The 23,346-nt window shown below is 74.3% G+C and carries 20 protein-coding genes and 1 tRNA gene; 13 read left to right on the forward strand and 8 right to left on the reverse strand.

Translation table 11 applies throughout. The features are described 5' to 3' along the window. Window positions 1–3: 3 nt before the first annotated feature. The 4 genes from ACI793_RS14670 to ACI793_RS14685 are packed head-to-tail and all read left to right on the forward strand — an operon-like array spanning window position 4 to window position 2,818. A complete protein-coding gene (locus ACI793_RS14670) occupies window positions 4–345 on the forward strand; it encodes a DUF3140 domain-containing protein (protein ID WP_456607115.1) in 342 nt (113 codons plus the stop codon). Between the two features lie 4 nt (window positions 346–349). Continuing rightward, on the forward strand, window positions 350–1,057 hold the full coding sequence (locus ACI793_RS14675) for a methyltransferase domain-containing protein (RefSeq protein ID WP_456607116.1): 708 nt from the start codon (window positions 350–352) through the stop codon (window positions 1,055–1,057). Between the two features lie 36 nt (window positions 1,058–1,093). Continuing rightward, window positions 1,094–2,122, forward strand: coding sequence for a type III polyketide synthase (locus ACI793_RS14680; RefSeq protein ID WP_456607117.1), 1,029 nt, complete (start codon window positions 1,094–1,096; stop codon window positions 2,120–2,122). Between the two features lie 45 nt (window positions 2,123–2,167). Then, entirely contained in the window at window positions 2,168–2,818 is a 651-nt protein-coding gene (locus tag ACI793_RS14685) for a response regulator (RefSeq protein ID WP_456607118.1), read from the forward strand. Window positions 2,819–2,828: 10 nt separating this feature from the next. On the opposite strand, the gene ACI793_RS14690 is transcribed toward ACI793_RS14685, so the two are convergent. From ACI793_RS14690 to ACI793_RS14700, 3 genes are all read right to left on the reverse strand, one after another. Next, window positions 2,829–4,463 carry a GAF domain-containing protein gene (locus ACI793_RS14690; protein WP_456607119.1) on the reverse strand — a complete coding sequence of 545 codons (1,635 nt, stop codon included), beginning with the start codon at window positions 4,461–4,463 and terminating at the stop codon, window positions 2,829–2,831. A 93-nt stretch (window positions 4,464–4,556) separates the two neighbouring features. Next, a complete protein-coding gene (locus ACI793_RS14695; RefSeq protein ID WP_456607120.1) occupies window positions 4,557–5,003 on the reverse strand; it encodes a universal stress protein in 447 nt (148 codons plus the stop codon). 102 nt (window positions 5,004–5,105) lie between these two features. Next, window positions 5,106–5,179, reverse strand: a tRNA-Gly gene (locus tag ACI793_RS14700). A 184-nt stretch (window positions 5,180–5,363) separates the two neighbouring features. Between ACI793_RS14700 and ACI793_RS14705 the strand changes: the two genes are divergently transcribed. The 3 genes from ACI793_RS14705 to ACI793_RS14715 are packed head-to-tail and all read left to right on the forward strand — an operon-like array spanning window position 5,364 to window position 7,793. Continuing rightward, complete coding sequence (locus ACI793_RS14705) at window positions 5,364–5,690, forward strand: hypothetical protein (protein ID WP_456607121.1); 327 nt, start codon at window positions 5,364–5,366, stop codon at window positions 5,688–5,690. Continuing rightward, window positions 5,680–7,134 carry a sensor histidine kinase gene (locus tag ACI793_RS14710; RefSeq protein ID WP_456607122.1) on the forward strand — a complete coding sequence of 485 codons (1,455 nt, stop codon included), beginning with the start codon at window positions 5,680–5,682 and terminating at the stop codon, window positions 7,132–7,134. Before ACI793_RS14705 ends, ACI793_RS14710 begins: the two co-directional genes overlap by 11 nt. Then, window positions 7,131–7,793 carry a response regulator transcription factor gene (locus ACI793_RS14715; RefSeq protein ID WP_456607123.1) on the forward strand — a complete coding sequence of 221 codons (663 nt, stop codon included), beginning with the start codon at window positions 7,131–7,133 and terminating at the stop codon, window positions 7,791–7,793. Before ACI793_RS14710 ends, ACI793_RS14715 begins: the two co-directional genes overlap by 4 nt. Window positions 7,794–7,876: 83 nt before the next feature. Here the strand turns inward: ACI793_RS14715 and ACI793_RS14720 are convergent, their stop codons facing one another. The 3 genes from ACI793_RS14720 to ACI793_RS14730 all read right to left on the reverse strand — a co-directional run bounded on the left by ACI793_RS14720 (window position 7,877) and on the right by ACI793_RS14730 (window position 12,490). Continuing rightward, window positions 7,877–8,206 carry a hypothetical protein gene (locus ACI793_RS14720; protein ID WP_456607124.1) on the reverse strand — a complete coding sequence of 110 codons (330 nt, stop codon included), beginning with the start codon at window positions 8,204–8,206 and terminating at the stop codon, window positions 7,877–7,879. Window positions 8,207–8,297: 91 nt separating this feature from the next. Continuing rightward, window positions 8,298–9,548, reverse strand: a complete 1,251-nt coding sequence (locus ACI793_RS14725; RefSeq protein WP_456607125.1) for a hypothetical protein — start codon at window positions 9,546–9,548, stop codon at window positions 8,298–8,300. Between the two features lie 239 nt (window positions 9,549–9,787). Beyond that, the gene (locus ACI793_RS14730) at window positions 9,788–12,490 is read right to left on the reverse strand and encodes a S8 family serine peptidase (RefSeq protein ID WP_456607126.1); all 2,703 of its coding nucleotides are present in this window, start codon (window positions 12,488–12,490) and stop codon (window positions 9,788–9,790) included. A 163-nt stretch (window positions 12,491–12,653) separates the two neighbouring features. Between ACI793_RS14730 and dcd the strand changes: the two genes are divergently transcribed. Next, on the forward strand, window positions 12,654–13,241 hold the full coding sequence (dcd, locus tag ACI793_RS14735) for a dCTP deaminase (RefSeq protein WP_456607127.1): 588 nt from the start codon (window positions 12,654–12,656) through the stop codon (window positions 13,239–13,241). On the opposite strand, the gene ACI793_RS14740 is transcribed toward dcd, so the two are convergent. Next, complete coding sequence (locus tag ACI793_RS14740; RefSeq protein WP_456607128.1) at window positions 13,210–14,568, reverse strand: CynX/NimT family MFS transporter; 1,359 nt, start codon at window positions 14,566–14,568, stop codon at window positions 13,210–13,212. The genes dcd and ACI793_RS14740 overlap by 32 nt on opposite strands. 119 nt (window positions 14,569–14,687) lie before the next feature. Beyond that, entirely contained in the window at window positions 14,688–18,335 is a 3,648-nt protein-coding gene (locus tag ACI793_RS14745) for a heterodisulfide reductase-related iron-sulfur binding cluster (RefSeq protein ID WP_456607129.1), read from the reverse strand. Between the two features lie 263 nt (window positions 18,336–18,598). Between ACI793_RS14745 and dnaK the strand changes: the two genes are divergently transcribed. The 5 genes from dnaK to ACI793_RS14770 are packed head-to-tail and all read left to right on the forward strand — an operon-like array spanning window position 18,599 to window position 23,336. Beyond that, window positions 18,599–20,470, forward strand: coding sequence for a molecular chaperone DnaK (gene dnaK, locus ACI793_RS14750; RefSeq protein WP_456607130.1), 1,872 nt, complete (start codon window positions 18,599–18,601; stop codon window positions 20,468–20,470). After that, window positions 20,467–21,159: a nucleotide exchange factor GrpE gene (grpE, locus tag ACI793_RS14755; RefSeq protein WP_456607131.1), complete on the forward strand. Its 693-nt coding sequence runs from the start codon at window positions 20,467–20,469 to the stop codon at window positions 21,157–21,159. Before dnaK ends, grpE begins: the two co-directional genes overlap by 4 nt. Before the next feature lie 22 nt (window positions 21,160–21,181). Next, window positions 21,182–22,414, forward strand: a complete 1,233-nt coding sequence (dnaJ, locus tag ACI793_RS14760) for a molecular chaperone DnaJ (RefSeq protein ID WP_456607132.1) — start codon at window positions 21,182–21,184, stop codon at window positions 22,412–22,414. Further along, a complete protein-coding gene (locus ACI793_RS14765; RefSeq protein WP_456607133.1) occupies window positions 22,411–22,860 on the forward strand; it encodes a heat shock protein transcriptional repressor HspR in 450 nt (149 codons plus the stop codon). The genes dnaJ and ACI793_RS14765 overlap by 4 nt, the downstream gene beginning before the upstream one ends. Then, on the forward strand, window positions 22,857–23,336 hold the full coding sequence (locus tag ACI793_RS14770) for a MarR family winged helix-turn-helix transcriptional regulator (protein ID WP_456607134.1): 480 nt from the start codon (window positions 22,857–22,859) through the stop codon (window positions 23,334–23,336). The genes ACI793_RS14765 and ACI793_RS14770 overlap by 4 nt, the downstream gene beginning before the upstream one ends. The last annotated feature ends 10 nt before the right edge of the window (window positions 23,337–23,346 follow it).

The following is a 23,346-nucleotide window of genomic DNA, read 5'->3' on the forward strand; positions in this document are numbered from 1 at the left end:
CCCATGGCGACCGACGACCGCGACACCGTGCGGCAGGAGTTCGGCGAGGCCGTGAACATGACCGCGGCGGAACTGGAGCGCTGGCTCGACACCGACGAGTCGCAGGCCGTCGGGCAGAAGGACGGCGACGGCGAGTCCACCGGGCACGCATCCGGCCGCCGGATCGTGGAACTGCTGCGTACGAAGAAGGACGACCTCACCGACGACGACCTCGCCCACATGCGGAAGGTGCACGGCTACGTGCAGCGGCACCTGGCGCAGGAGCCGGCGAAGGAGGACGTCGAGACCTCGAAGTGGCGGTACTCCCTGATGAACTGGGGACACGATCCGCTGAGGAAGGGCTAGCCGCATGCAGCCGACGCCCCGCCCGCCGAACGACCCCGGGCAGTACGACGACCTGGTCGACCAGTGGTGGGAGACGACCGGCGGTTTCGCCGCGCTGCACTGGCTGGCCGCCTCCCGGGCCGAGCACATCCCTCCGGCGCCGGGGCCGGGATCGGTGCTGGTCGATCTCGCCTGCGGCGGCGGGTTGATGGCCCCCCACGTCGCCCGGCTCGGCTACCGGCACGTCGGCGTGGACGTGGGAGAGGCGAGCCTGCGGGTGGCCGCGGCGCACGGCGTGCTGGCGGCGGTCGGCTCGGTGCTGGCCGTGCCGCTGGCCGACGGCTGCGCCGACGTCGTCGTGGCCGGGGAGATCCTCGAGCACGTCGAGGACGACGTCGCCGTGCTGGCGGAGTGCGCCCGGTTGCTGCGCCCGGGCGGCGTCCTCGTCATCGATGCGCTGGCCGCCACCCGGATCGGCCGCTTCCTCACGGTCACCGTCGCCGAGCGGCTCCCCGGGGGCCCACCGCCGGGGATCCACGACCCGGCGCTGTTCGTCGACCGCGCCCGCCTCCTCGCCGCGGCCGACCGGCTGGGCCTGGACCTGCGGCTGGTGGGGCTGCGCCCCTCGCTGCGCGACGCCGTCCGCTGGCTCGCCGGGCGGCGCCCGGGCGTGCGCATGAAGCCGGTCCGCTCCACCGCCGCCCTCTTCGCCGGGTACGGGCGCAAGCGCTGAGCGGCAGGGGATGCCCACCGCACGTACCGTCGTGGCATGAGCGACGCCGTCCTGACCGGGGCCGGATCGGCCCTCCCCGCCGCGCTGGAGCAGGAGGCGGCCTGGGACGGCTTCTTCGCCGGCCACTACGCCGACGTCCGGGCCGCGAAGCGCATCTTCCTGGGCGCGGGGGTGCGCCGCCGGCACGCCGTGGCCAACCCGCTGGACGAGGACCTCAGCAACTGGGGCACCGGCGCGCGCATGGCGCGCTACGTGCAGGAGGCGCTGCCGCTCGGGAAGCAGGCCGTGGCCGGAGCGCTGGACGCCGCGGGGCTGGCGCCCGGTGACGTCGGCCTGTTCGCCGTCGCCACCTGCACCGGGTACGCCACCCCGGGCCTCGACATCCGGCTGGCCAGCGACCTGGGCATGCCCCCTGGACTGCAGCGGCTGCTGATCGGGCACATGGGCTGCTACGCCGCGATCCCCGGCCTGGCCGCGGTGGGCGACTTCGTCGCCGCGCGCTCCCGGCCCGCGGTGCTGCTCTGCTGCGAACTGACCAGCCTGCACGTCCAGCCGGCCGAGCGGGACCTCGAGCAGGTCGTGGCGCACGCGCTGTTCTCCGACGCGGCGGCCGCCGTCGTCGTCGAGCCCGGCGCGGGCCGCGGCCGCCGGCTGGCCGGCGTGGTGGCCCGCACCGATGCCTCCACCGCCGACCTGATGACCTGGGACGTCACCGACCTCGGCTTCCGCATGGGTCTGTCGCCGCGGGTGCCCGGCGTGCTGTCCAAGCACGTGGGCGAGGCCGTCGAGGAGCTGCTGGCCGGCGCCGGCCTGCGCGTCGAGGACGTCGCCGGCTGGGCCGTGCACCCCGGCGGGCCGCGCATCATCGACGTCGTCCGGGACGAGCTCGGGCTCGTGGAGGAGCAGGTGGCCGCCTCCCGCCACGTGCTCTCCGAGCACGGCAACTGCTCGTCGGCCACGGTGCTGCTGGTGCTGCAGGAGATGGCCGACGTGGACGGCCCGGTGGTCGCCATGGCCTTCGGCCCCGGCCTGACGCTGTACGCGGCGCTGTTGCTCCCGGCCTGACACGCCTAGTGTCTGTGGCTCGGGTCACAGCTCCGGAGGTGGTCGGTGGCAGGCCAGGGCGCGACCGTGCGGGTCTTCCTCGTCGACGACCACGAGGTGGTCCGCCGTGGCGTCGCGGAGGTGCTCGAGGACGATCCCGCCCTGGTCGTGGCCGGGGAGGCAGGATCGGTGGCCGAGGCGCTGGCGCGGGTGCCCGCGGTGCGGCCCGACGTCGTCGTCCTCGACATGCGCCTGCCCGACGGCAGCGGGGCGGATCTCTGCCGGTCGCTGCGCCAGCGTCTGCCGGGCCTGCCCTGCCTGGTCCTGACCAGCTTCTCCGAGCCCGAGGCGCGGGAGGCGGCGGTACGGGCCGGGGCGACGGGCTTCCTGCTCAAGCAGGTGCGCGGGCCGGCGCTGGTCTCCGCCGTCCACACCATCGCCGCCGGCGGCACGCTGCTGGAGGAGATGCCCGTGGCGCCGCCGCGCCCCCGCGCCCCCGCGGCCGGTGACCGCCTCGAGCTCCTCACCGACCAGGAGCGCATCGTGCTGCGGCTGATCGGCGAGGGCCTGACCAACCGGCAGATCGGCGCCCGCATGGGGCTGGCCGAGAAGACGGTGAAGAACTACACCAGCCACCTGCTGGCCAAGCTCGGGCTCGAGCGGCGTACGCAGGCGGCCATCCTGGCGACCCAGCTGAGGGATCCGGCCGCCGGCTGAGCAGGTGCGGTCAGCGGGCCAGCGGCACGGTCCACTCCACCTCGGTGCCCGACGGCCCGCCGGAGGCGGTGAGCCGTCCGCCCCGTCGTTCGGCGCGGTCGGCCAGGTTGGCCAGCCCGCTGCGCACGGTGATCGACGGCAGCCCGCGACCGTCGTCGGTCACCTGCACGCGGAGGACGTCGGTGACGGTGACCGTGACGGTGACCCGCTCGGCACGGGCGTGCCGCACCACGTTGGTCACCAGCTCGCGCACCGTCGCGACGACGTCGGGCACCAGGTCGGCGGGGAGCTCCTCCACCTCCCCGTGTACCCGGAGGTCCGGCCGCATGCCGTGGCCGTCGACCACCGAGCGGACGACCTCGGCGAGCCGGTGGCGCACGCCCTCGGGGGAGGCGTCCCGGTGCTGGAGCTCGAAGATCGACGACCGGATGCGGGAGATCGTGCCGTCGAGCTCGTCCACCCTCTCCGCGAGGCGTGCGGCCACGTCCGGCAGCTCCGCCTCGAGCGAGCGCCCGATGCGGTCCAGAGCGAGGGCGGTCGCGAAGATCCGCTGGACCACGTGGTCGTGCAGGTCGCGGGCGATGCGGTCGCGGTCGGACTGCACCTGCAGCCGGCGCTCCCGCTGCTGGCTGCGGACCAGCTCCAGCGCCACCGTCGCCTGTGCGGCGAAGGCGGCGGCGAGGTCGAGCAGCTCCGGTTCGAACGGCTCCCGGTCCTGCTGCCGGAGCACCACCAGCGTGCCCAGCGCGGGCGGCCCGCCCACCGGGATGAGCATGGCCGGGCCGTACTCGTAGGAGAACTCCGCCGCGAGCGCCGGAGCGGAGCCGGCCAGCCGCTGGAACTCGTCGTCGGTGACCAGCCTCGGGACGCCGGACGTGTGCGCCTCCCGCAGGAGCTCGTCGTCCATCGGCACGCGGACGCCCTCCGCGTCGGCGCCCTTCGGGCCGAAGGCCACCGTGACACGCAGCGCCGCGTCGTCCCCCGGGACGGGGACGAGCACCCCGCCTGCCTGCGCCTGGGAGAGCTCGGCGATCCGGCCCGCGGCGATGCGCAGCACCTCGTCGGGGTCCGCGCCCTCGAGGAGGGTGGTCGAGACGTCCATCCCCGCCTGCGCCCAGGCGCGCCGCCGCTCCGCCCGCTCCAGGAGGCGCGCGTTCTCGATGGCCAGCCCGGCGACCGCGGCCAGCGCCTGCGTCGCCTCGACGTCGGCATCGGTGAACGGGCCACCGCCCCGCTTCTCGGTCAGGTAGAGGTTGCCGAACACGGCGTCGCCCACGCACACGGGCACGCCGAGGAAGGAGCGCATCGGCGGATGCCCGTCCGGGAAGCCCCGGAAGGCCGGGTGGTCGGCGAGGTCGTCCAGCCGGAGGGTGACCGGCTCGGCCACCAGGAGCCCGAGCAGCCCCTGCCCGGTGGGCGGCGTGCCGATCCGCTGTCGGGTGTCCTGGTCCATCCCCTCGATGACGAACCGGTCGAGCCGGCGACCGTCGTCGCTGAGCACGCCCAGGGCGCCGTAGGTCGCCTCCACGTGCTGGACCGCTGCGTGCACAACCTCGTGCAGGGTCGCCTCGAGATGGTTGCCGGAGGCAGCGGCGAGGACGGCGGCGGCCAGCTCGGGAGTGCCCCGTGAGGCGTCCTCGCTCATCGGGCCACTCCCAGGTCGGGCGGGGTCACGGCCCGACGGTAGGGGGGGCCGTCGTCTCCGGGAAGGAGGTGCGGCGGCGGTCCGGACCGCCGGTCAGGCGCCACGCGAGACGCGACGGAGCGGTGGGCGGGGGAGGGCGGGACGGAGCACGCGCTTGCGCCCGGCGCCCACGACCACGAGGTCGGCACCGTGCACCGCCGCGTCCAGCGCCTCGAAGACGGGGCGCTCGAGAACCGCGGTGCGGGTCCGCCCGCTGATGCCGGTCTCCGCGACGGCGCGCAGGACCAGCGCCTCCAGGCGGTCCCGGGTCGCCTCCCGGGTGCGCGGCGGCATCCGGGAGCAGCCCGTCAGCGGATCGTTCCCGGGTGCGTCGAGGACGCTGACGGCCACCACGGTGGCCTCTCGCCGGGCGGCCTCGCGCAGCGCCCAGACCAGGGCGTGGTGCCCCTCCGCGGAGCCGTCCACCTCGACGAGCAGCCACGGGGCGCGGCGACGCGACGGCATCGGTGTCACGTGCGCGGACGGAACGGGCGTGCTCATGCGGACGATCCTGGCCCGTAGGGCGGCCCTGCCCCAGGGACCAAGGGCCCCCGTCGCGGAAGGCGTGTGGGGAGCGTCGAGCACGTGAGAGCGCCCCGGATGTGGAGCGGGTGACGAGAATCGAACTCGCACTGTCAGCTTGGGAAGCTGATGTTCTACCATTGAACTACACCCGCGTACCGCCCTGACCTGCACGTTCTCCCGGTCAGATGCCCGGCGCGGAGCCGGGCGTTCGGTCGGGGAGAGACTACACGCTGCCGCGCGCGGACCGGTGCCCGGCCGCCCTGACCGGCGAGGTGGATGAGAGCACTCTCATCCACCTCTCACGCGCCGGTCGCCGGTCCGGTGCAGGCTGGGGGCGTGCGGATCCGCCCGGCCCTGCTCGCTGCCTCGGCGGTGGTGCTCCTTGCCGTCCTGCTCGGGGGCTGGCTGCTGCTGCGTCCGGTGGACCCGGGCGGCGGCACCCTGCCCGCGCCCATCACCGTGCCCGAGCAGCCGTCCGCGCCGGCTGCGCCGACGCAGCTCCCGTCGGACCCGCCCCCGGCCCCGGTACCGAGCGACGTGGTCCCCCCGCCGCCGCTGCCCGACGACGACGATGACGACGACGGGCCCGACGACGACGGGCCCGACGACGACGGCCCCGGCGCCGACCTGGACGGCGACGGTCCCGACGACGATGACGACTGACCGCCGCGCGCTGCGACGGTGGGCGCCGCGTGCCGCGCGCACCCGGATCATCGGCTGGGTCCTGCTGCTGGTGCTGCTGGCCCTCGCCCTGGTCACCTTCGTCACGTGGCGGCTGCTGATCCGGACCATCGACGAGCGCATGGACACCGCGCTGCGGGCCGAGGTGGAGGAGTTCACCCAGATCGCGTCCGCGGACGTCGATCCCGGCACGGGGCTGCCCTTCGCCTCCGTCGACGACGTCCTGCAGACGATGATCACCTACAACCTGGCCCGCCCCAACGAGAAGTTCCTCGGCTACGTCGACGGGCGGTACCGCTTCCAGAGCCGGATCGAGGCACCGGTCCTGCTGAGCGAGGACGCCGCCTTCACAGAGCTGGCCGGCTCGGTCACCGGGACCGCCACCGGCACCTACGACAGCGCGGCCGGGGAGGTGCGGTACCTCGCCGTCCCGGTGTCCCTGGAGGGCGACCCGTCGCAGGGGGTCGCCGTCGTCGCCTACTTCGCCGACCAGGAGCGGGAGAGCGCCGACGACGCCGCGCAGACGATGCTGCTCGTGGGTGCGGGCACGATGCTGCTGGCCGCGGCCGGCGCGTGGGTGGTGGCCGGCCGGGTGCTCCAGCCCGTCCGCGACGTCGCGGCGACCGCCCAGGGCATCACCGAGACCGACCTGTCCGGCCGGATCCCGGTCGAGGGGCGGCCCGGCGACGAGCTCACCGAGCTGGCCGTCACGGTCAACGCCATGCTGGACCGGGTGGAGCGCGGCGTGGCCGCGCAGCGGCGCTTCCTCGACGACGCCGGCCACGAGCTGCGGACGCCCATCACGATCGTGCGCGGGCACCTCGACGTGCTGGACGCGGCCGACCCCGCCGACGTCCGGGAGACCGTCGCCGTCGTCGACGACGAGCTGGACCGGATGAACCGGCTGGTCTCGGACCTGCTGCTGCTGGCACGCGCCGAGCAGCCCCGGTTCGTGCGCCCGCAGCCGGTGGACGTCGCGGCGCTGACCGCCGACGTCTTCGGCAAGGTGCGCCGGCTGGCCGAGCGCGAGTGGGTGCTGGAGACCGCGGCGGAGGCCGACGTGCCGCTCGATCCGCAGCGGCTGACCCAGGCGCTGGTCGCGCTGGCCGACAACGCGGCCCGGTACACCGCCCCCGGCGACCGGATCGCGCTCGGCAGCCAGGTGGCCGGGGGTGAGCTGCGCTTCTGGGTGGCCGACTCCGGGCCGGGGATCGCGGAGGAGGACCGGGCGCGGGTGTTCGAACGGTTCGCCCGCGGCGCCGCAGGCGCCCGCCGGTCCGACGGCGCGGGGCTGGGGCTGTCCATCGTGGAGGCGATCGCGGCGGCCCACGGCGGCCGCGTCCTGCTCGACAGCCGGCCCGGAGCGGGCGCCACCTTCACCATCGTGCTGCCGGCCGAAGTCCAGGCTCCCGAGGAGGACGCATGAGCCGCGTGCTGATCGCCGAGGACGAACCCCGCATCGCCTCGTTCATCGAGAAGGGGCTGCGCGCCAACGGGTTCGCCACCTCGGTGGCGGCCGACGGACCCACCGCCCGCGCCCAGGCCGCCAGCGGCGAGTTCGACCTGCTGGTGCTGGACATCGGGCTGCCGGGTATGGACGGGTTCGAGGTGCTGCGGCGGCTGCGCGCGGAACGCAATCCGATCCCGGTGATCATCCTGACCGCGCGGGACAGCGTGCAGGACACCGTGGCCGGGCTCGAGGGCGGCGCGGACGACTACATGCCCAAGCCGTTCCGCTTCGAGGAGCTCCTGGCCCGGGTGCGGCTCCGGCTGGCGACCGACCGCACCGCCGAGCTCACCGTGCTCACCTGCGGCGACCTGTCGCTGGACCTGCGGACCCGCCGCGCGCGGGTGGGTAGCTCGACGGTCGACCTGTCGGCGCGCGAGTTCGCGCTCGCCGAGACGTTCCTGCGGCATCCGGGACAGGTGCTGTCCCGGGAACAGCTGCTCAGCCAGGTGTGGGGCTACGACTTCGACCCCGGCTCGAACGTGGTGGACGTCTACGTGCGGTACCTGCGCAGGAAGATCGGTGCCGAGCGGGTCGAGACCGTGCACGGGATGGGCTACCGCCTCGTCGAGACCTGACGACCCGCCCCGCACGACGAGATCGCCGATCTCGCACGCTTCCCGCGGGGAAGACGCGCGAGATCGGCGATCTCGCCGGTCGCTCAGTTGTCGGGGGAGGCGGCGGACTGCGCCGACTCGGCGCTCTGGACGTCGTCGGGGGTGGCGTCGTCGGGGCTCGCGGTGTCGGGCGAGGCGTCGTCCGCGCTGTCGGTGGCGCTCTCGTTCGGCGAGTCGGCGCTCTCCGGGGAGGCGTCCACGGGGGCGTCCGCGGGCGCGTCGGCCGGGGCGTCCACGCCGGCGACCGAGATACCGGCGGGCAGCGGCCGGTCGCGGTCGTCGTCGGCGGCCGCGACGCCGATGCCGGCGGCACCGAGGCCGGTCAGCGCGGCACCGAAGGTGACGATCTTCCAGGTGGCGGGGCGGGTGGTCATCTGGGGCTCCTCCTGCGGGTGGTTCTCTCTCGGACGACTCCAGGTTTCCCACGGCAGGTGAGGGCCCCGGGAGCTGCCGATGAGGGCTCTCTCATCCCCGCGCGGGAGCCGCCCACCGCTCGGCCAGCGCGATCCGGGCCTCGGTCCCGGCGGCCCAGTCCGCCTGCAGCACCCGGAACGGGCCGGTGGCCAGGCCCAGCAGCACGGCGGCGACGCGCGGCCGCAGCTGGGTGGCCGGCCATCGGCGGAGGGCTGCCCCCTCCAGCTCCGCGCGGTAGCGGCCGGCGCCGGCCGGCGCGGGCAGGATCGTCTCCAGCAGCGCCAGGTGCCCGAGCAGGGTCGCCCAGTCGTCGATGCGGTGCCCGCGGCCGACGGTGTCCACGTCGAGCAGGCCGACCACCGAACCGGCCTCGACCAGCAGCTGGGACTCGTAGAAGTCGCCGTGCACCGGCACCTCGGGGTGCTTCCCCGGCTCGGCGGCGCGCAGGACGGCGGTGAGCCGGTCCAGCCGGGGCCGCAGCTCCGGTGCGACCAGCCCGAGCACCGTCGCGTGGTCGCCGGCGCGTCCCCGGGCATCCCCGGGGCGGCTCCGGCCGACGGCGGTCACGTGCGCCGCTGCCTCGGGGAGCCCGTCGAGCAGGGCGTCCAGGGCTGTCGCGTCGGGCAGCCCGCCCCCGCCGGCGGCGATCAGGTCCCGCATCGGCGTCCCGGTCAGGCCCGGCAGCACGACCACGCCGTCGTCGGTGGCGGCCAGCACCGGCGGCACCGGCACACCGGTGAGGACGGCGTGCCGCTCCACCAGCCGGGCGACGGCGACCGGCCGCACCACCTTGAGGAAGAGCGATCCCGCCCCCGTCGTCGCCTCGATCACGGCGCGGCGGCCGGGCCGGTAGGAGCGCAGCCGCAGGCGCACGGGGCCGTCGGTCAGGCCGAGCTCCGCGAGCCGGGGAGCGGCGGCCGCGGCGCTGCTCGCCCAGGCCAGCGCCGGCAGCGCCGGGTCCAGGGGCCAGCGCCAGACCCCGACCGTGACGCGTTCGCCGTCGGCCTCGCCCTCCAGGACCGTCGCCCCGACCGGGATCCGGGCGCCGCTGGTGGCCGCGAGCGACTCACGGGTGGACCGGCCGTCGGCCCAGGTGACCTCGGCGGCGTACTGCACCGTCGCCGCCCCGCCGGGCTGCACGGACGTGCCGGTGGGGCGCAGCCGGGTCAGGCGGCCGCCGCCCGGAGCCAGGGCAGCGTCCCAGAGTTGCGCGGCCTCCTCTCCGAGCAGCAGGCGCAGCGCGGGTGGCCAGGCCCGCCGCAGCGACGGGGGTGCCGGCGGCTCGAGCACGGGCGGAGGCACCCGGTCACGCTAGAGCGCGCGCATGGCACTCGGATGAGAGCGGGATGAGCCGCCGCGCCTAGCGGCGCATCTCCGCCAGGAAGCAGATCGCCTCGGTGCGCAGCCGCTCGGCCACCCGCGACAGCCCCGGTGCGAGAGGGAGGACGGCACCGGGCCGGGACGACACCGTGCCCCGTCCGCACTGGGGAAGTCGGACGGGGCACGGTGGTCGGGGAGCGCCGGTCAGCCGCGCGGCGCGCTCAGATCGCGACGCCGGCGCAGGAGGCGGAGCAGTTCACCGACCAGATCCCGCGGAGCGCGGAGAAGGTCGCCGACCGGACCAGCCGCTCACCCGACGGGCCGGTGCGCTCGACCGGTCCGGTGCCCGGCGTGCCGGGGGTGGTCCCGGGGTCCGGGGTGCCGGTCGGGGGCGGGGTGGTGCCGGACCCCGGCGGCGTGCCGCCCGGGGCCGACCCGTCACCGGGCTGGGTGCCCGGAACAGGGGTGGCACCGGTGCCCGGCGGTGTGTCCGCGCGGTAGGTGAGCGCCGACGGCAGCACCGTCGAGCGCCCGTCGGCCGCGAAGACGGCGACGTCGTAGGCGCCCGCCACGCGTGCCGGCACCCGGAACTGCACGCGGGTCGCCGACTCCGTGACGACGGTGGCCCGGGCGGTGCCACCGATGAGGATCTGCGGCCGCGGCGGCAGGGCCGTGCCGGAGATCGTCACCAGCGTGCCGCCGTCGACCGAGACGGTGTTCGGGCTCAGCGAGGTGATGCCGAAGGCGCCGACCGAGGGATAGCTGGTCGTCGTGTCACCCGGGTCGCCGGGCGCGGTCCCACCGCCGGTGGGCGGCGTCGGGGCCGGGCCGGAGGCGCCCGGAGGCGTGCCGGTCCCGGGGGCGATGGGGGTGGTGCCGGTGTCAGGGGTGCCGGGGGCGCCGGGGGCCGGCGTGCCCGGGGTGGGCGCCGGCGTGCCCGGAGCGGGCGTGCCGGGGTTCGAGCCCCCACCCGGGGTCGAGCCATCGGGGCCGGGCGTACCGGGAGCGGGCGTACCGGGAGCGGGGGCGCCGGGAGTGGGCGCGCCGGGAGCCGGGGTGCCGGGCGTCGTGCCGGGGGCGGGTGCGCCCGGGATGGGTGCCCCGGGCGTGGGGGCGCCCGGCGTGGGGGTGCCGGGAGCCGGGGGCACGTCGCCGCCCGGGGCGGGCGCGCCCGGGGTGGGCGTGCCCGGCGTCGTCCCGGGCGTGCTCCCGCCACCGGAGCCGGGCAGGGAGGTGCGCACGAGCAGCGGAGCGGCCGACGCGCGGCCCACGGGGGTGCCGTCGCGGAGCAGCTGGACGGTCATGACGTAGCGGCCGTCGCCCAGGGGCAGGGACGGCGAGAGGCCGAGGCCGTCGAGGCTGGCGAGCCGGCCCAGGTCGAACACCGCGCTGCCGGTGTCGTCGGTGGTGACGGTCTCGCCGCCGAGCGTGACCGGCTTGTCCGCGAGGGCCCAGATGTCGCCCTCGAACTCCATGCCCAGGCCCAGGGCGACGGAGTAGTCGCCACCGGCGGCCGAGCCGCTCACGCCGATGCGCGGGGAGACGGTGCCCGCGGGCGCGCTCATCGAGGTGAACGCGTACCGGACCGACTCGGCCGGGGTGCCGGACAGCCGGCTGAGCGTCAGCCGGCCGCCGGTCACGGACTTGCCGGCGAAGACCGTGAGCTTGTCGACGTCGTCGAGCAGCGCCTGCTTCAGCTCGGCGTAGCCGGCGGTGGGCATCTGCTCGCGGTACAGCGCGTAGGCGGCTGCCACCTGCGGCGCCGCGAGGGAGGTGCCGCTCACCAGGCGGTAGCCACCGTCGTTCCAGGTGGTGGCGATCTTGTTGCCGGGGGCGAACAGGTCCACGACCGTGGCGCTCCAGGCGGAGGTCGGGGAGATCGTGTCGAGGGCGGTCGAACTGCCGACCGTCACGATGTTGTCGTCGGGCAGGCTGGCCGGGTACAGCACCTTCGTGTCCCGGTTGACGCCGTCGTTGCCGGCGGCCGCGACCACCAGGACATCCTTGGAGGCGGCGTACGCGATGGCCGACTTGAGGCTGTCCAGCGGCTGGCCGGCGATCGGGCCTCCCCAGGAGGCGTTGATGACGTCCGCGCCGTTGTCGACCGCGTAGCGGATGGCCTTGGCGCCCAGGTTGGCGTCCACCGAGTCCCCGCCGCCGATGACCAGCGGCATCATGGTGACCTCGGGGGCTACACCGGCCGAACCGACGCCGTTGTAGGCGCGGGCGCCGATGACGCCGGCGACGGACGCGCCGTGCGTCCCCAAGGCGCCGTTGTCGACGTCGGCGCTGTCGGTGTAGAAGTTCCAGCCGTGGCAGTCGCCGACCAGGCCGTTGCCGTCCTGGTCGGTGGGCCCGCAGCTCTGCCGGGGGTTGGTCCAGAGCGAACCCACGAAGTCGGGGTGGTCCGAGTCGAAACCGGTGTCCACGACCGCGACGACCATCCCGGTGCCGGTTCCGCTCTGCCACCCGTCGGTCGCATCCACGTCGGCGTCCGCCGTGGCTTCCTGCTGGTAGACGTTCGTGCCCGTGTTCTCCAGGTTCCAGCCGTAGGCACTCCAGTACGGGTCCTGCACCTGGCCCAGCACCGACACGGCGACGGACAGCTCTACCCCCGCGACCCCGGGCACCGAGGCCAGTGCGTCGGTGGGCACGTCGTCCACGGCGACCAGCGCGCGGGCGTCGTCCAGCGGCTGCGCGTGCGCCACGCCTTCGACGGCCTCCAGTTCGGCGAGCAGTGCGGCCTGATCGCTTCCGGAGGCCGTCACGACGTACCGGGTCAGCCCGTCGCCGGGGCCGAAGCCGGTGGCGACGGGGAGGGGCGGCACGGCGGGCGCGGCCCATGCCGAGTACGCCGCGGCGCCGGCGTACCCGAACGCCAGCGCCGAGACCAGGACCAGCGCCTGGATCCGCTTGCTCTTCATCCGTGGAGCCCTCCGCACGCCGCCACCCGGCCCATCCGGGATGGTCGGTGGCCCCGGAGGACCGCCGACGGGCGTCATCGCGCTGCCAACGGCGCGCACGCGGGCGGCCTTGAGCAGGTTCACCCGGACGGAGCAGGGAAGCCCGTTCCCTAGACTCCGCGCCATGCTGCTGAGCGACCGCGACATCACGGCCGCGATCGCCGAGGGACGCCTCGGCATCGAGCCCTACGACCCGGGCCTCGTGCAGCCCTCCAGCATCGACGTCCGGCTGGACCGGTTCTTCCGCGTCTTCAACAACTCGCGGTACACCCACATCGACCCGGCGGAGCAGCAGGACGACCTCACGACGCCGGTCGAGCCCGAGGGGGACGAGCCGTTCGTGCTGCACCCGGGGGAGTTCGTGCTCGGGTCGACGCTCGAGGTCATCAGCCTCCCGGACGACCTGGCGGCCCGGCTCGAGGGCAAGTCCTCGCTCGGCCGGCTGGGGTTGCTCACCCACTCCACCGCGGGCTTCGTCGACCCGGGCTTCTCCGGGCACATCACGCTGGAGCTGTCCAACGTGGCCAACCTGCCGATCACGCTGTGGCCCGGCATGAAGATCGGCCAGCTGTGCATGTTCCGGCTGAGCAGCCCGGCCGAGCACCCGTACGGCTCGGCCGTCTACGGCTCCCGCTACCAGGACCAGCGCGGGCCCACCCCGTCACGGTCCTACCGCAACTTCACCCGCGCGGAGACCCGTCGGCCGGAGTGATCTGGGCGTTCACCGGGGGCTCGGCACCGGCGCTCTCCAGCACCTCGGTGTCCGGACGGGCCCGTCCCGCCGTCGACCAGCCCGGGACGGAGCGGTCCACCTCGTCGTCGACGAACCGTGGCCGCGTCACCAGCCACCCCAGCGCCCACAGCCCGGCGACGCCGGCGAGCATCAGGACGAACATCCCGTCGTAGCCGCCGGTGGCGCCGCGCAGCACGCCGACCAGCAGCGGCCCGGCGCCGGCGATGAGGTATCCCCAGCCCTGGGCGACGGTGGACAGCGCCGCCGTCGTCTCGGGCGTGCGTGCCCGGAGCCCGAACAGGGTGAGCACCATCGAGAACGTGCCCAGGCCCAGGCCGAGCAGCACCATCCACAGCCACGGAGCGGCCAGCGGCGCCGTCCAGAGGCCGATCCAGCCGGCCAGGTAGCAGCACATGAAGAACGACAGCAGCGGCCACTGGACCCGCGGCCGCACGGTGAGGGTCGGCACGAGCGCGTTCACCGGGATGGCGACGATCGAGTTCACGCCCAGGAGCAGCCCGGCCGTGGCGGCGGACAGCCCGGCGTCGCGCAGGTACTGCGCCGACCAGCCGACGATCACGTAGGCCTGCATCGCCTGCAGGCCGAAGAACGCGGTCAGGGCGATGGCCAGGCGGCTGTGCACCAGGTCCCGCATCCGGACGGCGACGTGCGAGGCGCGCGACACCCCTGGCGTGGCCCGGACGAAGAACCAGGAGAGGGCGGCGACCAGCGCGAGGGCGGCCCACACGCCGAGCCCCCAGCGCCAGCCGTCGTCGGTGCCCACGGCGTCGGCGATCGGCTGGGTGCTCACCGACACCACGGCGGCGCCGGCGCTCAGCGCCGTGCCGTAGGCGCCGACCATCAGCCCGGTGCGGTCGGGGAAGTAGCGCTTGACCAGCCCGGGGAGCAGCACGTTGCCCAGGGCTCCGCCGACCATGGCCAGCACGGTGCCGACGAGGAACAGCCAGAAGGAGCCGGCCAGCGAGCGCAGCACCATCCCGGCGGCCATGGTGAGCAGGGCCCCGCCCAGCACGTGCGCGTCGCGGAAGCGGGCCGACAGCGGCGGGCCCGCGAACCCGATCGCGGCGAAGCAGAGCACCGGCAGCGAGGTGATCAGGCCGGCCACCCCGCTGGAGAGGCCCAGGGCGTTCTCGATCTCCTCCAGCACCGGGCCGACGCTGTTGACGGCGGTGCGGAGGTTCAGGCCGGTGAGCACGATCGCCACGCCGATGAGGACGAGTCCGCCGGCCGGTGAGGCGGGGGCGGGCGCGGTGCTCCTGGCTGCGGTGCGGGTCACTCCGCTCATGGTCCTCCGTGGCGCGAGCCACACCGCCCGCGGGGGACGGCGCGTCCCCGCACCCCGGGAACGACGACGGCGCGTGCTCCCCGGCCGGGGAACACGCGCCGTCGCCGGTGCGGGTGGGGCTACTTCGGGTCGTGCTCCGTCGCGGCGGAGTCCAGGCCCACGACGTCGTCGCCCTTGGTGCCGACGTCGGCACCGGAGGCCGCGCCCTGGACACCGGCGGCGACCGGCTGCATCGAGCGCAGCAGGATCTGGCTGACGTCGAGGACCTCGACGTGCTCGCCGGCCTCGCCGTTCTGCTTCTTCGACGTGAGGGCGTCGGAGAGCATCGTGATGCAGAACGGGCACGCGGTCGAGATGACGTCCGGATCCAGCTCGAGCGCCTCCTCGGTGCGCTCGACGTTGATCCGCTTGCCGATCTTCTCCTCCATCCACATGCGGGCACCGCCGGCGCCGCAGCAGAAGCCGCGGTCCTTGCAGCGGTGCATCTCCTGCGTGGTGAGGCCCTGGACGGAGTCGAGGATCTCGCGCGGAGGCGTGTAGACCTTGTTGTGCCGGCCCAGGAAGCACGGGTCGTGGTAGGTCACCTTGCGGTCGATCGGGGTGACCGGCACGAGCCGGCCCTCCTCGATCAGCTGGCCGAGCAGCTGCGTGTGGTGGATGACCTCGTACTCGCCACCGACCTGCGGGTACTCCTTGCCCAGCGAGTTGAAGCAGTGCGGGCAGGTGGCGACGATCTTGCGGGTGCCCGGCACGCGGCCCTCGAAGACGCCGTTGAGGGTCTCGACGTTCTCCATGGCCAGCTGCTGGAACACGAACTCGTTGCCCAGGCGGCGGGCCGGGTCGCCCGAGCAGGTCTCCCCGTTGCCGAGGACGGCGAACTCGACGCCCGCCGTGTGCAGCAGCTCCGCGACGGCCTTGGTGACCTTCTTGGCGCGGTCGTCGACGGCGCCGGCGCAGCCGACCCAGAACAGGTACTCGACGTCCGCGGGCAGCGGGCCGTCGGCCATCCGCACCTCGAAGTCGAGCTCCTTGATCCAGTCCTCGCGGACGTTGCCGCCCATGCCCCACGGGTTGCCGCGCTTCTCCAGGTTGGTCAGCATCACGCCGGCCTCGGAGGGGAAGTTCGACTCGATGAGCACCTGGTAGCGGCGCATGTCCTCGATGTGGTCGATGTGCTCGATGTCCACCGGGCACTGCTCCACGCAGGCGCCGCAGTTGGTGCAGCTCCACAGGACGTCGGGGTCGATGACCCCGCCCTCCTCGAGGGTGCCGACCAGCGGGCGGTGCGCCTGGGCGTCGTTGGTGCCCTCGATGCGGGCGTAGCCGCTGGCCCAGACCTGCTCGTCGCTGGGCTTGAGGACGTCGTAGTCCGGCGCGGTCTCGCTGGCCGTCTTCTCACCCAGGAGGTAGGGAGCCTTCGCGTAGAGGTGATCGCGGAGGTCCATGATCACCATCTTCGGGCTGAGCGGCTTGCCCGTGTTCCACGCCGGGCACTGGCTCTGGCACCGCCCGCACTCGGTGCAGGTGGTGAAGTCCAGCATCCCCTTCCAGGTGAAGTCCTCGATCTTGCCGCGACCGAAGATGTCGTCCTCGCCCGGGTCCTCGAAGTCGATCGGCTTGCCGCCGCTGGTCATCGGCAGCAGCGGGCCGAGCGCGGGGGCGCCGTCGGCGTTGCGCTTGAAGTAGATGTTGAAGAACGCGCTGAACCGGTGCCAGGCCACACCCATGTTCAGGATCCGGCTGAGCACCACGAGCCAGGCCAGCGACACCATGATCTTGATGAACGCCACGACGGTGAGCAGGTCGGGGCTGTCCGGGAGGATCTGGCCGAGGGCGCCGGAGATCGGGTGCGACCAGCCGGGGGCGTCGGTCAGGTCGGAGGAGACCTTGAGCGCGCGGATCAGCAGGATGCAGATGCCGACGGTGAGGACGATCGCCTCGACGAAGTAGCCACGGCCCTCGTTGCTGCCGGCGAAGCGGCTCTTGCGGCCCTGCCGGCGCGGGTGGTCCCGCTGGCGGCGGTAGATCAGGTAGAGGATCCCGAGGATCGTCGCGGTGCCGATGAGGTCGGCGAAGAGGTTCCAGATGGCCCACTCGCCGATGAGCGGCAGGTGGAAGGCCGGGTTGAACACCTCACCGAAGGCCTCGACCAGCGTGAGGAACAGCCCGTAGAAGCCGACGAAGACGAACCAGTGGGCGATGCCGATGCTCGACCACTTGAGCATCCGGGTGTGGCCCAGCGACTCGATGGCCAGGGTCTTCAGGCGGGTCTTCACCGGCCCCCACCGGGTGCCGTCGGGCTGGCCGGAGCGGATGATCCGCACCTGGGCCCGCACCGCGCGGTAGGCCAACACCGAGGCCACGATCAGGAACAGGACGCTGATCGTCCCCAGGACGATCTGCAGCGGGCCCGTCATCTTTTCCTCCCCGCACGCCTGTCGGCGTCGGTTGACTCCCGTGCGCCCGTTCGGCGACGGCGAAGCTCTGGTCGGTACGCGCGCCGTCGTCCGCGCCGGTCCGGGACCGGCGCGCGGAACGCATGCGGGCACGGCGTGCCCGCACGGATCGCACGATAGCTGGCGCGCCCGCAGGCTACTCGGGCCCAGGCGAAGGGCGGCGATCACGATCCGGCCATCACCCCGTCGGGCTGCGTTCACCGGAGCCGCCGTGTCGCCCCCGGAGCCGCCGTGTCGCCCCCGGAGCCGCCGTGCGCCGCGGCTCCCGCTGCTGCGCGGTGGCTCCCGTGGCGTCAACCGCTGCGGCGCAGTCCTCGCGCACGCGGATGCACCGTGAACCGCCGGGCGACCGGCCCGGTCGACGACGTCAGCTGCCGCAGGCGCTGTTCCATCGCCGCCCACCCTGCGCCCCACGTCGGCGTCGGCGATGCGCACGACGCGGATGTCGAGGGCCCGGAGTGCGTCCTCACGGCGCTTCTCCTCCCACAGCACCTGGCCTGCGGAGCGGTCCCGCGACGGATCGGTGTACTTCACACGCCCGTCGAACTCCACCGCGACGGCGGCGTCGTCGAACCAGCCGTCGACGACGGCGACGAGCCGCCCGCCGGCCCGGATCTCCACCTGCAGCTCCGGCGTCGGCAGCCCCGCACCGACGATCCGCAACCGGCCCCGGGTCTCGAGGGGCGATTCCGCCCGCCCGTCGGCCAGCCCGACCGCGCGCCCGGCGCCGCGCGCTCCCGGCCACGACGTGACGGCGGCCGCCGTCTCCCTCAGCTGCTCCGGCGTCACCCGATCCGCGAGCAGTGCGGCGTCGAGGGCGATGACGGCGTCCTCCGGCGGCCACTCGCGTGCGCAGTCGACGAGCGTCCGGGCGACGGACGTGAGCCGCAGCGGCCCGCGCGTGACCACCTCGCCCGGCCGCAGCGGGGCCCGCGACATCACGAATCCCCGCCCTCGGCGCCAGCGCTCGGGGTCGGTCAGCCGGACGGCCGGGTCGAGCGAGCGGGGGAGCGGCAGTCCGCGGAGCGCAGCAGCGGTCGCATGGCTGAGCGCGGCGTGCGGCCTGCCGAGATGGAGGAGCACCGCCATGCACTCCACCTCGCGGCGCGCACGCCCGTCCCCGGCTGGGGGCAGGTCTCCGGCAGCGATGTAGACGCCGCGCCGCAGGCGGATCCAGCGGCCGGACGCGCACAGGTGCCGCACCTCCGCGTGGTCGTAGGCGGCCCGCCGGACGTCGGCGGCGGTGAAGACGCCGAGCCGGCGCTCGGCTGCGGCCCGGAGCATCGGATGCACCGCGCGAGTGTCGGCCACCGTGGGGACGCTGCGGGGCGATCCAGGGCCGCGCTGTGGACGACGGCCACGCCGGAGCCGGCGTGCGGACTCGTAGCCGGGGTGTGCGGTGGCTCGGGTGCTGTGCCGCGGCTCTCGGGCACGTCACCCCGCCCCGGGAACACGTTCCCGCACCCTGCCGTTATGGTGGGCAGGAAAGTTGAGCGGACCACGCGCAAGGCGGTCCGGGCTCGACTCCCACACGGACCAGCACCACCCCCGCACACGGAAGAGAGGCCATCCCCATGGCACGAGCTGTCGGTATCGACCTCGGCACCACGAACTCCGTCGTCACCGTCCTCGAGGGCGGTGAGCCCACCGTCATCGCCAACTCGGAGGGCTCGCGCACCACCCCGTCGGTTGTCGCGTTCGCCAAGAACGGCGAGGTCCTCGTCGGCCAGTCGGCCAAGAACCAGGCCGTCACCAACGTCGACCGCACCATCCGGTCCGTCAAGCGCCACATGGGCACGAACTGGACCACCGACGAGATCGACGGCAAGAAGTACACCGCGCAGGAGATCAGCGCCCGCACGCTGCAGAAGCTGAAGCGCGACGCCGAGACCTACCTGGGCGAGCCGGTCACCGACGCCGTCATCACCGTCCCGGCCTACTTCGAGGACGCGCAGCGCCAGGCCACCAAGGAGGCCGGTGAGATCGCGGGCCTCAACGTCCTGCGCATCGTCAACGAGCCGACCGCGGCCGCGCTGGCCTACGGCCTGGACAAGGGCGAGACCGAGCAGACGATCCTCGTCTTCGACCTCGGTGGCGGCACCTTCGACGTCTCCCTGCTCGAGATCGGGGACGGCGTCATCGAGGTGAAGGCCACCGCCGGTGACAACCACCTCGGTGGTGACGACTGGGACCAGAAGGTCATGGACCACCTGGTCAAGACCTTCAACGCCTCCAACGGCATCGACCTGTCCAAGGACAAGCTGGCCATGCAGCGCCTCCGCGAGGCCGCCGAGAAGGCCAAGATCGAGCTGTCGGGCGCGCAGTCGACCAACATCAACCTGCCCTACATCACCGCCGGTGCCGAGGGCCCGCTGCACCTCGACGTCACGATCACCCGTGCCGAGTTCCAGCGGATGACCCAGGACCTGCTCGACCGCACCCGCGCGCCGTTCAACCAGGCGATCCGCGACGCCGGCATCTCGGTGAACCAGATCGACCACGTCGTCCTCGTCGGTGGCTCGACCCGCATGCCCGCGGTGTCCGACCTGGTCCGCGAGCTCACCGGGGGCAAGGAGCCGAACAAGGGCGTCAACCCCGACGAGGTCGTCGCCATCGGTGCCGCGCTGCAGGCCGGTGTCCTCCGCGGCGAGGTGAAGGACGTCCTGCTCCTCGACGTCACCCCGCTGTCCCTGGGTATCGAGACCAAGGGCGGGATCATGACCAAGCTCATCGAGCGCAACACCACGATCCCGACCAAGCGCTCGGAGATCTTCACGACGGCCGACGACAACCAGCCGTCGGTGCAGATCCAGGTCTTCCAGGGCGAGCGCGAGATGGCCGCCTACAACAAGAAGCTCGGCATGTTCGAGCTGACCGGTCTGCCCCCGGCGCCGCGCGGCGTCCCGCAGATCGAGGTGGCCTTCGACATCGACGCCAACGGCATCGTGCACGTCCACGCGAAGGACCTCGGCACGGGCAAGGAGCAGTCGATGACCATCACCGGCGGCTCGGCCCTCCCGAAGGACGACATCGAGCGGATGATGAAGGACGCCGAGGCGCACGCCGAGGAGGACAAGAAGCGCCGCGAGGAGGCCGAGACCCGCAACCTGGCCGAGTCGCTGCAGTACCAGACCGAGAAGTTCCTGGCCGAGAACGGTGACAAGATCCCGGCCGAGAAGAAGGACGAGCTCGGCGAGGCGCTGACCGAGCTCCGCTCCTCGCTGGGCGGCTCGGACATCGAGGCGATCAAGACCGCTCAGGAGAAGGTCGCCCGGATCTCCCAGGAGGTCGGCGGCGCGCTGTACGCGCAGAACGCCGAGGCCGCCGAGGGTGCGCCCGGTACCGAGGGTGCTGCCCCCGGCGGGGCGCAGGCCGGTGGGTCCACGACCGCGGACGACGACGTCGTCGACGCCGAGATCGTGGACGAGGACGACGACCGCCGATGACCAGCGGGGAAGAGCAGCCGCGGGTCGTGATCCGCGACAAGCGGCGCATCGACCCGATCAGTGGTGAGGTGCGGGCACCGGCCGGCGAGCAGCCGGCCGGTGCCCGGCCGGACCCGACCGTCGCAGGGGAGCAGATGAGCGAGCACGAGATGCCCGTGGACGACCAGCCGCAGGCGGAGGCCCCGCCGGCGGCGGGTGCAGCCGGGGACGACCTGGCCGCGCAGTTGGCCGAGCGCACCGAGGACCTGCAGCGGGTCACCGCGGAGTACGCCAACTACCGGCGTCGGGTGGACCGCGACCGGACCCTCGTCGTCGACCAGGCGGCCGAGCGGTTCGCCACCGGCCTGATCCCGATCGTGGACGACATCGAGCGGGCGCGGGACCACGGTGACCTGACCGGCGCGTTCAAGCTGGTCGCCGAGCGCATCCTGGGGCTGCTCGACGGTCTCGGGGTCGAGGCGTTCGGCAAGGCCGGCGACGAGTTCGACCCGGCGCTGCACGAGGCGGTCATGCACGACACGTCCGCCGACGTCACGGTCCCGACCGCGACGACGGTCCTGCGGCAGGGTTTCCGCCGCGGGGACCGGGTGCTGCGGACGGCGATGGTCGCGGTCACCGAGCCGGAGAACCCGGCACCCGCCGGCGACGGCGCCGTGCCGGCCGACCCGGGCGCCGCGGCGTCCGACTGACTCCCAGGAAGGGGGACACCCGATGAGCACCCGGGACTTCATCGAGAAGGACTACTACGGCGCGCTGGGCGTCCCCCAGAGCGCGGACGCGGCAGAGATCAAGAAGGCCTACCGCAAGCTGGCGCAGGAGCTGCACCCGGACAAGAACCCGGGCAACGCCGAGGCGGAGACCCGGTTCAAGGAGGTCTCCGAGGCCTACGACGTCCTCTCCGACCCGAAGCGGCGCGGCGAGTACGACGAGGCGCGGCGGCTCTTCGGCGCCGGAGGAGCGGGCGCTCGCGCCGGCTTCCCGGGCGGCGGGGGCGGTTTCCCCGGCGGCGGGCAGACCTTCGACTTCGGCGACCTCTTCGGGGGCGCCGCGGGCGGCCCCGGCGCGGCCGGCGGTCCGGGAGCCGCCGGCCGCGGACCCGGTGGGCTGGGGGACCTGCTCGGCGGCCTCTTCGGCGGTGCCGCGGGCGGAGCCCGCGCGCGCAGCCAGGCGGCGTCGGGCCCGGCGCGTGGTCAGGACGTCGAGACCGAGGCGACCCTCTCCTTCGAGGAGGCCGTCCTCGGCGTCACGGTGCCCCTGCGCATGCAGAGCCCGGGCAGCTGCCCGACCTGCGCGGGCAGCGGCGCGAAGCCCGGGACCAGCCCGCACACCTGCCCGGTGTGCCAGGGGGCCGGTGTCACCAGCCGCAGCCAGGGGGCCTTCGCCTTCTCCGAGCCCTGCCGCAACTGCCGCGGCACCGGCTCCGTCGTCGACGACCCCTGCCCGACCTGCTCGGGCAGCGGCATCACCAGCCAGACCCGCACCATCACCGTCCGGATGCCGGCCGGTGTCAAGGACGGCCAGCGCATCCGGCTGGCCGGCAAGGGCGCGCCCGGGCGGCGCGGAGGACCGGCCGGTGACCTGTTCGTCGTCGTCCACGTCGCCGAGCACAGCCTGTTCGGCCGCAAGGACGACGACCTGACGCTCAGCGTGCCGATCACGTTCGCGGAGGCGGCCCTGGGAACGACCCTGACGGTGCCGACGCTCGACGGCACGGTCTCGCTCAAGGTGCCCGCCGGCACCGCGAGCGGCCGGACGCTGCGGGTGCGCGGACGGGGCGTCCCGGCGAAGGGGCGCACCGGCGACCTGCTGGTCACGCTGGACGTCGCGGTGCCCGTGCGGCTCACGCCGGCCCAGCGGAAGGCCATAGAGGCGCTCGCCGAGGAGATGGACGAGGACCCGCGCCCGCACATCACCGCGGCCCTGCAGGCGGGAGCCGACCGGTGACCGGGCGGGTCGACCCGGTCCCGGGCGCCGCCCGGTCCGTCGCCGAGGACGCGCCGGTCTTCGTGATCTCGGTGGCGGCCGAGCTGGCCGGCATGCACGCCCAGACCCTGCGCCAGTACGACCGGCTCGGGCTGGTCCGCCCCGGGCGCACCCCCGGGGGCGGTCGCCGGTACAGCCCCCGTGACGTCGCACTGCTGCGTGAGGTCCAGCGGCTGTCGCAGGAGGACGGCGTCAACCTCGCCGGGATCAAGCGGATCATCGAGCTCGAGTCGCAGGTCGAGGCCCTGCAGGCGCGGGTGCACGAGCTGCTGGCCGAGCTCGAGCACAGCGAGCACCGCCGGATCGCCGCCGAGGCCGCGGTCCCGGTGGGGTACCGCGCGGAGCTGGTGCCGCAGCGCCGGCCGGGCAACGCGCTGGTCGTGTGGCGCCCGCGGAGCGGCCGGTGAGCCGGCCCGACCCGCACGCGGCCTTCGTCGACCTGGAGCGGGAGATCGGCCTGCTGCTGCGCCGCTCGCGGGCGATCTCGGCCCGGCTCGCCGGCCAGCTGCACCCCGACCTCGACGGCGCCGCCTTCGGCCTGCTCGCCCTCCTCCAGGACGCCGGTCCGCTGCGGGCCAGCGACCTGGTCGCGCGGCTGGGCCTGGACAAGAGCACGGTGAGCCGGCAGGTGGCCAGCCTCGTGGCGCTGGGCCTGGTGGATCGCAGCGCCGATCCCGACGACGGCCGGGCGCAGGTGCTGACGCCGTCCGCCGAGGGGGCGGCCCGGCTGGCCCACATCCGCACCGCCCGGCGGGAGCTCTGGGAGGCCGATCTCGGCGACTGGCCGGCCGAGGACGTCGCCACGCTGGCCGAGCTGCTGGCTCGTCTCAACCGGCTCGGGGATGCACGGGCGCGCGAGGCCGGGGAGGACCCGGAGGCCTAGGGGCGCGGGT

The sequence above is a fragment of the Blastococcus sp. SYSU DS0617 genome, assembly GCF_054051075.1.